Genomic DNA, 14,581 nt, shown 5'->3' on the forward strand with positions numbered 1-14,581 from the left:
CGGGCCGCCCCGCCCTACCGGGTGTCCACCACCCGGAACACCTCGGCCATCAGCCCCGCCCCCAGCCCGAAGCGCTCGGCGTTGCCGGTGAGCATCCCGGCGACCTGCTCGCGCAGCCCGGACAGGTGACTCGTCTGACTCGCGTGCGACAACAGCGCCGCCATCTTGCGTTCGAACACCGCGCTCACCTCGACCGCGTGATCCGGTGCCGGCGTCGGCGACAACCACGTCTCCGACACGGTCCACTCCTTCAGCCCCTCCACCTCCAGCAGCTCGGGGTGCGCGAACGGATTCCGGGCGTCCGGATAGATCGCCCGCATCGCCGCCTCGCCCGCCTCCAGATGATCCGGATGACTGGGCGCGAGCCGGTTCCAGTCCCGCTCCGGGCTCGGGATCACCATGCGCTGCGGTCGCACCTGCCGGATCACCCGGGTGATGTCGCGCCGCAGCTCGAAGGTCGCCGCCAGCCGCCCGTCCGGATGGCCGAGCCAGTACAACCGCCGCACCCCCACGTGCGCCGCCGCCGCGCTCTGCTCGGCCCGCCGGATCCCGCCGATCTCGGACCGCGGCACCGCCGGGTCGAAGCCGCCCGCGTCCCCGTCGGTGACCAGGCAATAGCTCACCTCGATCCCGGCCTCGGTCCAGGTCGCCACCGTCCCGGCCGCCCCGTAATCGATGTCGTCGGGGTGCGCGGCCAGCACCAGAACCCGCTCCACGTCGCGATCGTCCAGCACGATGTACTCCTTGATCCGGTCGACCCGACGACGGGAAACCCGTCGTCGGCGCGACGATCCTCGCTCGGTACAAAGGGCCGAGCACGACTCGCTTGTTACCCACCTAGACTCGGGGAACGATGAGCAGCCTCTTCGACGACATCCCCCTGCCCGGTTTCGAGACCGCGGCCAAGAAGTCCCCCACGAGCCCCGCGGACGACATCCCGCTGCCGCCCGAGCCGGACGACAACCAGGTATACGGCCTGCCGGAGGACTATCCGGACGACCTCTACGAAGGGCAGTACGCGCCGCCGGCCGAGCCGCGCGACGCCTACTACCGCAACGGCGCCCCGCGCCCGGTGGTCGATCCGGCCCGGTTGCTCGACGGGATGAACCCGCAACAGCGCGCCGCGGTCGTCCACGAAGGGACCCCGCTGCTCATCGTGGCCGGCGCGGGCTCCGGCAAGACCCGCGTGTTGACCCATCGCATCGCCCACCTGCTCGCCGCGCGCGGTGCGCACCCCGGCGAGATCCTGGCGATCACCTTCACCAACAAGGCCGCCGCCGAGATGCGCGAGCGGGTGGAGGCACTGGTCGGACCGCGCACCAGGGCGATGTGGGTGTCCACGTTCCACTCGGCGTGCGTGCGCGTCCTGCGGCAGCAGTACAAGAAGCTCGGCATGAGTTCGTCGTTCTCGATCTACGACTCGGCCGACCAGCAGCGGCTGATGGCGATGGTCTGTCGCGACCTGGACCTGGACCCGAAGAAGTTCCCGCCGCGCAAGTTCAACGCGCAGGTGTCCAACCTCAAGAACGAGCTGATCGATCACGAGGACTTCGCCGCGAAGGCGATCAACGAGACCGAGCGCATCCTGGCGCAGGCGTACACGATGTACCAGGAGCGGCTGCGCCAGGCCAACGCGCTGGACTTCGACGACCTGATCATGACCACGGTGCACCTGCTCCAGGCGTTCCCGGACGTCGCGGAGCACTACCGGCGGCGCTTTCGACACGTGCTGGTCGACGAGTACCAGGACACCAACCACGCGCAGTACATGCTGGTGCGCGAATTGGTCGGCGGCGCCGCGGGCAGCGGCCCGCGCCTTACCGCGGACGGCGAATTGGTCAATCCCGCCGAGGCCGGGCTCGTCGGGCTCGAACCGGCCGAGCTGTGCGTGGTGGGTGACGCGGACCAGTCGATCTACGCGTTCCGCGGCGCGACCATCCGCAACATCCTCGACTTCGAGGCGGACTACCCGAACGCCCGGACCATCCTGCTGGAGCAGAACTACCGGTCCACACAGACCATCCTGAGCGCGGCCAACGCGGTGATCGAGCGCAACAGCAACCGGCGCGCGAAGAACCTGTGGACGGACGCCGGCGCGGGCTCCGCGATCGTCGGCTACGTCGCGGACGACGAGCACGACGAGGCCCAGTTCGTCGCGGACGAGGTGGATCGGCTCACCGACGCGGGCAAGACCAAGCCGGGCCAGGTCGCGGTGTTCTACCGGACCAACGCCCAGTCCCGGGTGTTCGAGGAAGTGTTCATCCGGGTCGGGCTGCCGTACAAGGTCGTCGGCGGCGTGCGCTTCTACGAGCGCCGCGAGGTCCGCGACGTGCTCGCGTATCTGCGACTGCTGGCCAACCCGGACGACACGGTCTCGCTGCGACGGATCCTGAACGTGCCCAAGCGCGGCATCGGCGACCGGGCCGAGGCGTGCCTGGACGTGCTGGCCGCGCGCGACCGGATCCCGTTCGCCCAGGCGCTGCGCCGGGCGGAGGACGCGCCGGGCCTGGCCAAGCGGTCCGCCAACGCGGTCAACGGCTTCGTCCGGTTGCTGGACGACCTCACCGCGGTCGTGGACGGTGGCGCGGGTCCGGCCACCGTACTGGAGGCGATCCTGGAACAGACCGGCTACCTGGCCGAGTTGCAGGCGTCCAGCGACCCGCAGGACGAGACCCGGATCGAGAACCTCCAGGAACTCGCGGCGGTCGCACTGGAGTTCGAGCAGGCCCAGGCCCAGGAGGGCGGCGGCGGCACACTGGCCGACTTCCTGGAGCGGGTCTCCCTGGTGGCCGACTCCGACCAGATCCCCACCGACGGCGACGACGGCGGCGTGGTCACCCTGATGACCCTGCACACCGCCAAGGGCCTGGAGTTCCCCACGGTGTTCCTGACCGGCCTGGAGGACGGCGTCTTCCCGCACATGCGTTCGCTGGGCGACGCGAAGGAGCTGGAGGAGGAGCGTCGGCTCGCCTACGTGGGCATCACCCGTGCCCGCGAGCGGCTCTACGTCACGCTCGCGAAGATGCGCAGCGCGTGGGGCGCGCCGTCGTACAACCCGCCGTCGCGCTTCCTGGGCGAGTTGCCGGAGAAGCTGGTCGACTGGCGTGGCACGTCCCCGTCGGCGGCCAAGGCGCTGTCCGCGACCAAGTCGACCGTCGGCTCGCGCGGCGGCTTCGGCAAGGGCGCGCAGATCAAGGAACGGCCGATCGTCGCGCTGTCCCCCGGCGACCGGGTCACCCACGACAAGTTCGGTCTGGGCACGGTGGTCTCCACGGCCGAGAGTGGTGACAAGGCGAAGGCCACGATCGACTTCGGCGCCGGCGGCGAGAAGACCCTGCTGTTGCGCTACGCGCCGGTGCAAAAGCTCTAGCGTCGGATACGCGTGCGGGCCGGGCCGATTCATTCGGCCCGGCCCGCACGCGTATCCGCGCACCGTCTCGGCGGCGTCGCCGAGACGGTGCCTAAGCGGTGATCTGGATCTCGTAGGGCGCCGACTCCACGCCGGACGCCGAGACCACGCACAGCTCCACCCGGCCGGGTTCGACGTCGACCGGGACCGGGACGACCACGCACGCGTCGGACGGGTTGGCGAAGCCGGTGTCGGCCGGGATCAGCGGGGCGTGCACGTGCACCGCGCCGAACTTGACCACCACCCGGGCGAGCAGGTCCGCCTCGTGCGAGCCGCCCGCGGCGAGGTTGATCCCGCGCACCTCGATGTCGTCGCCCTGGCGGACGGCGGAGTCCAGGTCGCCGCGGGTGCGCACGCGGACCACGGACAGGATCACCGGGCGGTCGTTCTCGGCCAGCTTGCCCGCGAGATAGGTGATCACCGAGACCACGGCGAGCGCGACCAACGTGGCCGGGATGTCCGGGAGTCGGTCCGGGTCGCGGGCCAGGCCGACCACCACGAAGCCCACCGCGACCAGGTTGACGAGCAGGTACTGCGCGTCCACGAAGGAGGCTCGGCCCGCGTCGTCGGTGACCAGGTCGCGCAGCGCGGCCCGGTCGGCGCGCAGCTTCTGCAACACTCGGCGGCCGACCTTGTCGCCGACGATGCGCCGGACCGCGACCGCGGCCAGCAGCGGCGCGGCCACCAGGGTGATCTGGTCGAGCGCGACATTGCCGAGCCGATCCAGCAGCCGATCCCGCTCGCCGGCCCCGGAGGCCGAGGCCAGCCGCATGCCCAGGAAGGCGAAGCAGTACATCAGCGCCACCATCCACAGCGCGGCGACCGCCTTGGAGGTGGACAACCGGCCGTCCAGGCCGCGTACGGGCGCGAACACGCCACCGCTCGTCCGGGCGGCCCACCCGACCACGCTGAGCGCTCCGGCGACCACCACGGCGGCCACGATCCCGGCGGTGCGCGAGCCGGTCCAGCCGGCGCCGATCGCGGTGAGGGCCTGAACCAGGACGAGCACCGCGACCAGGAGCCACAACACGATCAGCGCGCGCCCGCCGAGCACTTGCAGCCAGGCGCGCCCCTGGGCCCGGCGCACGGCCGCCAACTCCTGTGCCTTTCCCCGCAGTTCGTCGGAGATCCACTGGCGGGCGCCGCCGTCGGAGTGGGCGACGGCCGAGGGCACACCCTCCTTGCGGGCCAGGGTTCGCCTCAGCGTCTCGAAATCGGCGACGGTCCTGCGGTATTCCTCCCGGACCACGCAATGACAGTCCGGTCCGTGCACACCGACACCGTGCGCCACTTCGCCACGCCCTCCCCACCACCACATACGAACGTGCTCGTTCAGCGGCACATTGTGCCGCATCCGAGGGGGGTCGCATGGGCCCGGTCGGGGGATCGGACGGTTTGTCGATCCGAGACCCCGGGCGACCTCGATCCCGGTCCCCCGCAAGGCGACCCGCCGGCCGTCGCGACGCGTTTCCACGCCCCCCGCGAACGCCGCCGGCCCCCGCCCGGAATCGGGTGGGGGCCGGCGGCGCGCACGTGCGATGCGACGGTGGGGACTACTCCCACTCGATGGTGCCCGGGGGCTTGCTGGTCACGTCCAGCGTGACCCGGTTGACCTCCCGGACCTCGTTGGTGATCCGGTTGGAGATCCGGGCCAGCAGGTCGTAGGGCAGGCGCGACCAGTCGGCCGTCATGGCGTCCTCGGAGGAGACCGGACGCAGCACGATCGGGTGGCCGTAGGTCCGGCCGTCACCCTGCACGCCGACCGAGCGCACGTCCGCGAGCAGCACGACCGGGCACTGCCAGATCTCCCGGTCCAGGCCCGCCCGGGACAACTCCGCGCGAGCGATCGCGTCCGCCTCGCGCAGGATCTCCAGTCGATCGGCGGTGACCTCGCCGATGATCCGGATGCCCAGCCCCGGACCCGGGAACGGCTGACGCCAGACGATCTCGGACGGCAGGCCCAGTTGCTCGCCGACCGCGCGCACCTCGTCCTTGAACAACTTGCGCAGCGGCTCGATCAGCTTGAACTGCAGGTCCTCGGGCAGCCCGCCGACGTTGTGGTGCGACTTGATGTTCGCGGTGCCGGTGCCGCCGCCGGACTCGACCACGTCCGGGTACAGCGTGCCCTGGACCAGGAACTCGACCTCCTCGCCGTGCGCGCCGGCCTCGGCGACCACCTCGGCGGCGGCCTGCTCGAACACCCGGATGAACTCGCGCCCGATGATCTTCCGCTTCTCCTCGGGGTCGGTGACCCCGGCGAGCGCGGTCAGGAAGCGCTCCTGCGCGTTGACCACCTTGAGCGAGACGCCGGTGGCCGCGACGTAGTCGCGCTCGACCTGCTCGGGCTCGTCCTTGCGCAACAGACCGTGGTCCACGAAGACACACGTGAGCTTGTCGCCGACCGCGCGCTGCACCAGCGCCGCGGCGACCGCGGAGTCCACGCCGCCGGACAGGCCGCAGATCACGTGCTTGTCGCCGACCTGCTCGCGGATCAGCTCGACCTGCTCCTCGACGATGTTGACCATCGTCCAGTTCGCCGCGAGCCCGGCGCCCACCTTCAGGAAGCGCTCCAGGATGGCCTGGCCGTGCTCGCTGTGCATCACCTCGGGGTGGTACTGCACGCCGTACAGCCGCGCCCCGTCGTTCTCGATCGCGGCGACCGGCGCACCCGCGCTGGTCGCGGTGACCGCGAAACCGGCCGGCGCACCGGAGACCGAGTCGCCGTGCGACATCCACACCGACAACGCGGCGGGCAGCCCGTCGAACAACGTGCTCGTGGGACCGGTCACGGTCAGCGGCGTCGCGCCGAACTCGGCGAGGCCGGTCTTCTCCACCACGCCGCCCAGACTCTGCGCCATGGCCTGGAAGCCGTAGCAGATGCCGAGCACCGGAACACCGGCCTCGAACAGTGCCGGGTCGATGCTGGGCGCCTCGTCCGCGTACACCGAGGAGGGGCCGCCGGACAGGATGATCGCGGCCGGCCGCTTCGCGAGCATGTCCGCGACGGGCATGCTGTGCGGCACGATCTCGCTGTACACACGCGCCTCGCGCACCCGGCGGGCGATGAGCTGGGCGTACTGGGCACCGAAGTCGACGACGAGGACGGTCTCGGTGCCGCCCCCGTCCGGGCTGGCAAAGGTCACGAGGGGCCTTCCGGCGAAGCGAAAAAAGGGGTGGATGCCGATTCTACCGGCGCCGCGCGGGTGACCCCGGCTGGTGTCCGCGCCGGCGGGCCCGACATACTGGCGCCATGTCCTCGTTCGACGTGACGCGCAGCTTTACCTATGGCACCGGGATCCCCGGCGCCGCCGTCATCGCCTGAACGAGTACAGCCACAGGCAGACGAAGACGCCCCGGGTCCGGTACCCGGGGCGTCTTCGCGTTTGCCGCCGACACCCCGGAGCACGGCCCCCCTCCGGAGAGCAGGCCACCGATGGAAGACACCACCACGACCCCGCAGTCCCCTCAGGACGTGATCGGCGCCGGCCGGGCCCGGATCGACGATCTCGACCGACGCATCATCGAGCTGATCACCGAGCGGGTGGACACCTCCGCCGAGATCCAGCGGGTCCGGGTCGCGTCCGGCGGCGCGCGGGTGCAGTTGTCCCGCGAGATGGAGGTCATCGCCCGCTACCGCGACGGATTGGGCAAGCCCGGGACGACCGTGGCGCTGACGCTTCTCGAGCTGTGTCGCGGTCGGGTCCGCCCGCAGGCGTAACCTCACCGCGCCGGCGGTCGTTGTGACTGATGGCCGGCCCGCTTGATGCGCGGGCCGGGCAACGCAAGGCCGCCGACGCGATGAGGCGCGCTCAACCAGTGCGCCGTGGGACCTCGCGTTGGTGTCGTGACCGGGACGCAGGGGACAGCAACCGGTCACAACCCCGCCGGCGGCCGGTGTCGGGGACGCTCGACACCGGCCGCCGCGCCTTGGGCCGATCCGTGGATCGCCCCCGAACGCACCGAACCTCGACGTGCCTCATTCACCGCCAAGCGGATCTTTCACGCCAAAGTCGCCGGCAGCGCCCACAGTAGCGGGATTCCCGCCCCACCCCGGTGGTCGCGCGGGACCGCACCCCGGGGTCGGAGACGTCCGGTTAGCCGCAAATGATGATCATTAACCGCTCGATAGATGTCATTTTGTCCCGACTTGGCGGCACCCGCTCCACACTCCCCCGTCGCCGGGAATTCACCCTTCCGTCCTCGCACGCCCCGCGAGCCGCACATCGCGCCTCCACGCCCGTGCGCCGCGGGGCGGGACGGGGCGTCACCGCACGCGGAGTACCTTCATCACCCGCAGCGACAGGGTCAGCGAGCGGGCCCACTGTTCGTCGCTCATCCCGAACGGGGCCGCGATCGGCAACAGGCGCTGGGTCGCGACGGTCTGTGCCTCGGTGAACTTCATGATGCCCTCGGCGCCGTGCCGCCGACCGAGCCCGGAGTCGCCCATGCCACCCATCGGCGCACCCGCGCTGCCGTAGGCCGCCGCGTAGCCCTCGTTGACGTTCACCGTGCCCGCGCGCAGCCGTCGGGCGAGCGCGCCGCCGTGTCGGGTGTCGCGGGTCCACACGCTCGCGTTGAGGCCGTACGCCGTCTCGTTCGCGCGGGTGACGACCTCTTCCTCCTCGGTGAACCGGTACACCGACACCACCGGGCCGAACGTCTCCTCCGCGCACACCGCCATCTCGGGCGTGACGTCCGCGAGCACCGTGGGCTCGTAGAACAGCGGACCCAGGTCCGGCCGCGCGGTGCCGCCGATCAGCACCCGCGCGCCCGCCGCCCGCGCCTCGTCCACATGCCGGGTGACCGCGTGCAACTGGCGGCGCGAGACCAGCGAGCCCATGTCGGTGTCCCACGCGAAGCCGGCCGCGAGCTTCATGGTCTGGATCCGGGCCAGGAAGCGGTCCAGGAACGCGTCGTGGATGTCGGCGTGCACGTACATGCGCTCGATCGAGACGCACAGTTGACCGGCCGAGGAGAAGCACGCGCGCACCGCGCCCTCCGCGGCCCGATCCAGGTCCGCGTCCGCCAGCACGATCATCGCGTTCTTGCCGCCCAGCTCCAGCGACGCGCCGACCAGGCGCGCGGCGGCTTGCTGGGCCACCTCGCGGCCGGTGCGGGTGGAGCCGGTGAAGCCGACGTAGTCCGCGCCCTCGACCACGGCGGTGCCGACCACCGGGCCGTCGCCGAGCACGATCTGCCACAGGTCCTCGGGCAGGCCGCACTCGATCAGCACGTCCTGGGCCCACAGCGCGGTGAGCGCGGTCTGCGTGTCCGGCTTCATCACCACCGCGTTGCCCGCGATGAAGGCCGGGATCGCGTCGCCGATGGACAGCGCCAGCGGATAGTTCCACGGCGAGACCAGGCCGACCACGCCCTTGGGGTGGCGCACCTCGATCGCCTTCGTCAGCACCGGCAGCGCACCGGCCCGACGACGCTCGCGCAGGTAGCCCGCGGCCCGCCGGCCGTAGTGCCGCGAGCACAGCGCGACGTCCAGGACCTCCTCGAACGCGTGCTTGCGCGCCTTGCCGGTCTCGGTCTGGATGATGTCCAGGATCTCCGACTGACGCTCCAGGACCCGGTCGTGGAAGCGCAGGAACACCGCCGTGCGCTCGCGCACCGAACGTTTGGCCCACGCGGTCTGCGCGAGCCGCGCGCGGGCGAACGCGGAGGTCACGTTCTCCGGCGTGGACTCGGGAAGCTCGGCGATCGGCGACCCGTCGAACGGACTCCGAGTGGTCACCATGGTCGGCACGGGGCCGGTCACCACGCGTCGGGCGAGCCGCTCCGCGGGCAGGCTCGGCAGGTCGATGGATGCGGCTGCTGCCGGCGCGGGCGCTGCGATGTCCGTCATGGCACCAGCGTAGACAGCACTACTTGTCGGTAACAAGGACTGCTCGCCACGAGAGCGGACGCAACGGACACAATCCACCCGCCCGCACCACCCGACGGCCGAAACCCGCAGCCCGCCGCGCCGCCCGGCGACCCGCCACGCTCAATCCGTGTCGAGGTCCGCCAACGCCGACTCGATCGTGCGGTGGTAGGTCGGATAGGCGTACATCATGTCCCGCAGGGTGGCCACCGGCACCGCCGCTCGCACGGCCACCACGAGCGCGCCCAGGATCTCGCCGCCGGCGGGTCCCGCGGCGGTCGCGCCGACGAGCACCCCCCGGTCGACGTCCTCGATCACCTTCACGAAGCCCCGCGCACCGGTGATGTGCCCGCGCGAGGAGGCGGCCAGATCGGCGATGCCGATCCGCACGTCGAGGCCGGCCGCCCGGGCCTGGTGCTCGGTCAGGCCCACCGCGCCGATCTCCGGGTCGATGAACGTCACCCGCGGCAGCGCGCTGTGGTCCGCGTCGGGGCCCGCCGGGCCGCGGCCCGTCGCGTGCAGGATCGCCTTGGTCACGATCGCCGACTGGTACATCGCCACATGCGTGAACGCGCCCTGTCCGGTGATGTCGCCGACCGCCCAGACCGCCGGCGGCTCGCCACCGGGCCGCACCCGCAACTGCCCGTCCACCGGCAGCGCGTGCGCGTGCGGGTCGACCCCGAGCGCATCGGCGCCCAGGGCGACCAGGTCCACCCGGCGGCCGGTGGCCACCAGCAGCTTCTCCGCCTCGATCGTCTGCCCGTCGGACAGCGACAGGGTGAAACTCTTGCCGTCGTGGGCCACCCGCTCGGCCCGCGTGTCCAGGTGGATCCGCACACCGTCCTCGGTCAGCGCCCACGCGGCCAGGTCGGAGGATTCGGGATCCTCGACGGCCAGCACCCGATCGCCGTTCTCCACGATCGTCACCTGCGTACCGAACCTGACGAACACCTGGGCCAGTTCCAGCCCGATCGCGCCGCCGCCGAGCACCGCGAGCGAGCGCGGTGCCGCGTCCGCCTCGATCGCCTCGCGGTTGGTCCACAGCGGAGTGCCGGCCAGGCCCTCGATCGGCGGGACGAACGCCTTCGTGCCGGTGCCGACCACGATCGCGTGCCGGGCCCGGTAGCGCCGCGCCACGCCGTCGGTGCCGGTCGCCTCGACCGTGTCCACGTCGGTGATCCGGCCGGTGCCGCGTACGAACGTCATGCCCTTGTCCACCAGCCGGTCCACCGCGGCCCGGTCGTTCCAGTCGGCGGTCAGCTCGCGCACCCGCGCGGCGACCTTCGACCAATCGGGGTGTGCCAGGCCTTGGGCCTCGCCGGCCGCGTACACCATCGCCTTGGACGGGATGCAGCCCCAGTACGGACACTCGCCGCCGACCAGGCCGTCCTCGATGCCCACCACCTCCAGCCCGGCCGAGGCCAGATTGCCGGCGACGGCCTCACCGCCCACGCCGAGACCGAGGACGATCACGTCGACGTCGATGGGATCGGCGGCTTGCGGGCTCACGGGTACCTCCGAGTGGGTCGGGTGTTTCGCACCGTACCCCGCCGGGATGCGATGATTCGGCGCTCGGCTCCGCCGGCACGCTCAGTTCTGCTGGAAGTAGGCCGCGACGTTCTGGAACGCGTCGTGCGCCTTGGACCAATCGGCCTCGTACGACGCGACATAGATCGCGTAGTCGGTGTTCCGGTCGGTGACGATGCCCAGGTCCATGGCGTGCGCCGGCTTGGTGCTGCCGGTGGCCAGCGGGTCGCCGTTCCAGGTGAACTCCCAGACCGCCGCCTGCCAGCCCGGCCGGTATCCGGCGTAGTCCTTGAGCTGGACCTGACGGTAGCTCGACGCGTATCTGGACTTGAAGCCCGCCTCGTTGGTGCTGAAGTTGGCGAGCGGGTTGCCGCCGACCTTGGTCATGCCGATCCGGATCAACACCTTGCCGTCGGCGGTGCGGTAGTCGACCTGGTCCTTCTGCGTCCCGGTCACCTCACGCCTGGCGCCGACCGGTACGAACAGGCTGAAGCCCGCCGCGTCCTTGGTCCACACGTAGCCCGGCAGCGCGGTCGGCCCGGTCGTGCCGCCGCCCTGGGTGCCCTGGGACGGCGGTTTGGCCGGCGGCACCACGGCCCCGCCGGCGGACGGCGTGCCGGCGGCCGGCGACTGGTTGTCCGGGATCTGCGGGGCCGTCCCCGCCCCGGACGACTTCGTGTTCGTGGCCGTCGTGTCGTCCTTGCCGTCGTCCCTGGTGACCAGGACCCCCACCACGACGCCGCCCACGATCAGCGCGACCACGAGCGCCACGACCGAGACGATCCGACCGGTGCCGCGGCGGCGCGGTTCGGGCATCGGGCGGTACGGCTGCGACGGTGTCTGTTGCGGCGGCCCGCCCGCAGGGGTGTCGCGGGTCGCCGACGTGCCCGCGTCGGCGGACGAATACGCCGGCTGCGACCACGCACGGGGTGGCGTGTTGCCGCCGGGGTGCTGGGCCGCGTCGCCGTCGAAGCCCGGCTGCGCGTGCTGGTGCGGGTCGTACGCGCCGGCCGGCGTGGTCGGCTGCTCGGACGTCGCGGGCTGGTGCGTGGGCGGCGGCGGTACCGCGTCGAACTGCCGGGACGGCGTCGAGTCGGCCACCTCGCGCAGGATCCGGGCCCCTTCCCGGGCGCCCATCCGCTGGTCCGGGTCCTTGACCAGCCAGCCGGCGATCACCGGTTCGAGCCCGCCCGCGTGCCGGGGCGGGTCGGCCTGATCGGTCAGGATCGCGTTCAGCGTGCTGATCATCGTGCCCCGGCGGAACGGATTGCGACCCTCCACCGCCATGTAGAGCACGACCGCCAGCGACCACAGGTCCGCACCGAGCAGCGGACGTTTGCCCTCGGCACGCTCGGGCGCCAGGAAGTCCGGCGAGCCGACCAGCATGCCGGTCGTGGTGAGCGTGGCGGTGCCGGTCGCGGTGGCGATGCCGAAGTCGGTGAGCACCACCCGCCCGTGCGTGGTGACCAGGATGTTCGCGGGTTTGACGTCGCGGTGCACCACACCCTTGTCGTCGGCGGCGAGCAGCGCGTCGAGCACCTTGAGGCCGAGTTCGGCGGCGTCCGCCGGGGTCAGCGTGCCCTGGGTCTCCAGGATCTCGGCGAGCGACTGGGCCTCGACCAGCTCCATCACGATCCACGGGATGTCGCCCTCCTCGACCACGTCGTGGATGGTGACCACGTTGGGGTGACCGATCCGGGCGGCCGCGCGGGCCTCGCGCAGCGTGCGCTCGCGGGCGAGGTCCTTCTCCTCGTCGTCGAGATGGTCCGGCAGCCGCAACTCCTTGATCGCGACGTCGCGATGCAGCATCTCGTCCACGGCACGCCATACCGTGCCCATGCCGCCTCGGCCGAGCATGGTGCCCAACCGGTAACGCCCGCCCACGATCCGGCCGCGCGTGCCCCCGGTCTGTGCCACTTGCCCTCCCCGCGTCAACCGACTGTCCCGCCGGCCAGCCACCAGACTAGAACTCGTCACATTAGATGCGACGGCCCGGTCCGGCGGGCGGATCGAAATCTGCGATGTGCCGCGATCACCCGCGCGGATCCGCGCTCGCCCGCACCGACGCTCCCGCAGACCTGCGGCACGGCGCCCGTCGGGGCGGTCCTGCCGGGGCCCGGGCCCGGGTCAGCTCGTCGTGCTCACGCCCCCCGAGTCCCCCGGCGAACCGCTCTGTCCACCGGCGCTGCCGCCCTTGGACGAGTCGATCGGCGGACGTGTGGTCGGCGGCGCCGAACTCGACGGCGGCCGACTGGACGGCGGCCGCGAGGTGCTCGGCGCCGTGGTCGAGGGGCGGGCCGTGCCCGGGTCGGTGCGAGTGGGCCGCGCGGTCCGGGTCGACCCACTGCCCTGGTTGCCGTTGCCGGGCGTACCGGTGTCGTCGTGCCCGGCACCGCCCGAGGATCCGGTGGGGCGCGTGGTGTCCCGACGGGTCTCGGTGCCCGGCGCGTTCGGGGCGATCGGACCGCCCTGCGACGCGCCGCCCGTCCCCGGCGAATCCGAGCCGCCTCCGCCCTGCCCGCCCACGGCCGTCGGCACCCAGATCGCCAACGCGGTCACGGCGGCGGCGACCATGGTGCCCAGGACGACGGTCCGGCGCCGCTTCCCGGCCGCGGCGTTCGACGCCGACGGGCCGGTGGGCGCACCGATCAGCACCGGGTTGCGCCGGTCGTCGGCGGTGGCCGAGGCATGGAGCGCGTCGGCGGGCGAGTACGCGCGCTCCCCGGTCATCGGGTAGCCGCCGGTCGCACCGTCCGGGTCGGCCCGACTCACCGCGCCGAACGAGGGCGCCGGCGGCACCGGCGGTTCCTGGTGCCACAGCGGCGGCACCTGCGGAGTCGGCGCGGCCTGCCAGGACGAGTGGGTGACCCCCCGCACCCCGCCGGGGTCCTGCACCGTCGCGGTGCCCGGCGGGATGGGCAGCGGGCCCGCCTCCTCGGCGGGCACCTCGACCAGGGCGGCCATCAGCAGTCGCTCGGTCTCGTCCTCGTCGGCCCGCTCCAGCGGGTCCTTGCGCAGCAACGCCTCGATCGCCGGCCACAACGCCTGGGACCGGCGCGGCGGCGCGGGCTCGTCGGTGAGCACGGCGGTGAGCGTGTCCATGGCCCCGGTGCGCCGGAACGGCGAGAAACCCTCCACCGCCTGGTACAGGGTCACCCCGAGCGACCACAGGTCCGAGGCGGGGCCGGGCCGACGCCCGAGCACGCGCTCCGGCGCGAGGTATTCGGGCGAGCCGACCAGCATCCCGGTGGCGGTGAGCGTGACCGACCCGGCCACGGTGGCGATGCCGAAGTCGGTCAGCACGATCCGGCCACCGGGCACCATCAGGATGTTGCTGGGCTTCACGTCCCGGTGCAGCACGTCTGCGGCCCGCGCGGCGCGCAGTGCGGCAAGCACCGCCAGGCCGACCTCGGCCGCCTCGTGCGGGGCCAGCCGGCCCTCGTCCAGCACGTCGGTGAGCGAGGGGGCGCGGACCAGTTCCATCACGATCCACGGGCGCCCGTCGTCCTCGGCGACGTCGAAGATGGTGACCACGTTGGGGTGGGTGATCCGGGCCGCCGCGCGGGCCTCGCGCAGGGCGCGTTCGCACCGCCCCTGGGTGTCCATCTCGTCGAGGTCGTCCGGTATCCGGACCTCCTTGACCGCGACGTCCCGGCGCAGCAGTTCGTCGAAGGCGAGCCAGACCGTGCCCATCCCGCCCCGACCGAGCGGCTCGGCCAACCGATAGCGCCCGTCCACCAGGCGGCCGTTCATACCGCTGTCGTGTGCCACGTGGT

The 14,581-nt window shown here is 72.2% G+C and carries 9 protein-coding genes; 2 read left to right on the forward strand and 7 right to left on the reverse strand.

Annotated elements, in window-relative coordinates:
- Nucleotides 1–14: 14 nt before the first annotated feature.
- Nucleotides 15–734: a PIG-L deacetylase family protein gene (locus ACH4U8_RS06090; RefSeq protein ID WP_360323891.1), complete on the reverse strand. Its 720-nt coding sequence runs from the start codon at nt 732–734 to the stop codon at nt 15–17.
- 119 nt (nt 735–853) lie between these two features.
- Between ACH4U8_RS06090 and pcrA the strand changes: the two genes are divergently transcribed.
- Nucleotides 854–3,370 (forward strand): DNA helicase PcrA, encoded by a 2,517-nt coding sequence (pcrA, locus tag ACH4U8_RS06095; RefSeq protein WP_395775931.1) that lies wholly within the window; start codon nt 854–856, stop codon nt 3,368–3,370.
- Between the two features lie 91 nt (nt 3,371–3,461).
- On the opposite strand, the gene ACH4U8_RS06100 is transcribed toward pcrA, so the two are convergent.
- Both ACH4U8_RS06100 and guaA read right to left on the reverse strand, forming a co-directional pair.
- Nucleotides 3,462–4,658, reverse strand: a complete 1,197-nt coding sequence (locus tag ACH4U8_RS06100; RefSeq protein WP_360323895.1) for a hypothetical protein — start codon at nt 4,656–4,658, stop codon at nt 3,462–3,464.
- A gap of 304 nt (nt 4,659–4,962) precedes the next feature.
- Nucleotides 4,963–6,552 (reverse strand): glutamine-hydrolyzing GMP synthase, encoded by a 1,590-nt coding sequence (guaA, locus tag ACH4U8_RS06105; RefSeq protein ID WP_360323897.1) that lies wholly within the window; start codon nt 6,550–6,552, stop codon nt 4,963–4,965.
- 290 nt (nt 6,553–6,842) lie between these two features.
- Between guaA and ACH4U8_RS06110 the strand changes: the two genes are divergently transcribed.
- Entirely contained in the window at nt 6,843–7,127 is a 285-nt protein-coding gene (locus ACH4U8_RS06110; RefSeq protein WP_360323899.1) for a chorismate mutase, read from the forward strand.
- A 546-nt stretch (nt 7,128–7,673) separates the two neighbouring features.
- Here the strand turns inward: ACH4U8_RS06110 and ACH4U8_RS06115 are convergent.
- The 4 genes from ACH4U8_RS06115 to ACH4U8_RS06130 form a co-directional block, all read right to left on the reverse strand.
- Nucleotides 7,674–9,260, reverse strand: a complete 1,587-nt coding sequence (locus ACH4U8_RS06115; RefSeq protein WP_395775932.1) for a succinic semialdehyde dehydrogenase — start codon at nt 9,258–9,260, stop codon at nt 7,674–7,676.
- 141 nt (nt 9,261–9,401) lie between these two features.
- A complete protein-coding gene (locus ACH4U8_RS06120) occupies nt 9,402–10,787 on the reverse strand; it encodes a dihydrolipoyl dehydrogenase family protein (protein WP_395775933.1) in 1,386 nt (461 codons plus the stop codon).
- Between the two features lie 81 nt (nt 10,788–10,868).
- Nucleotides 10,869–12,722: a protein kinase gene (locus ACH4U8_RS06125; RefSeq protein ID WP_395775934.1), complete on the reverse strand. Its 1,854-nt coding sequence runs from the start codon at nt 12,720–12,722 to the stop codon at nt 10,869–10,871.
- Nucleotides 12,723–12,932: 210 nt separating this feature from the next.
- A complete protein-coding gene (locus ACH4U8_RS06130; RefSeq protein WP_395775935.1) occupies nt 12,933–14,576 on the reverse strand; it encodes a protein kinase in 1,644 nt (547 codons plus the stop codon).
- Nucleotides 14,577–14,581 lie beyond the last annotated feature (5 nt).

Source organism: Embleya sp. NPDC020886 (assembly GCF_044333915.1).
Lineage (GTDB): Bacteria > Actinomycetota > Actinomycetes > Streptomycetales > Streptomycetaceae > Embleya.

Excerpts from the sequence above, each read along its gene's own strand:
- pcrA (WP_395775931.1), top strand. The coding sequence starts at position 854 with ATGAGCAGCCTCTTCGACGACATCCCCCTGCCCGGTTTCGAGACCGCG.
- ACH4U8_RS06110 (WP_360323899.1), top strand. The coding sequence starts at position 6,843 with ATGGAAGACACCACCACGACCCCGCAGTCCCCTCAGGACGTGATCGGC.
- ACH4U8_RS06115 (WP_395775932.1), bottom strand. The coding sequence starts at position 9,260 with ATGACGGACATCGCAGCGCCCGCGCCGGCAGCAGCCGCATCCATCGAC.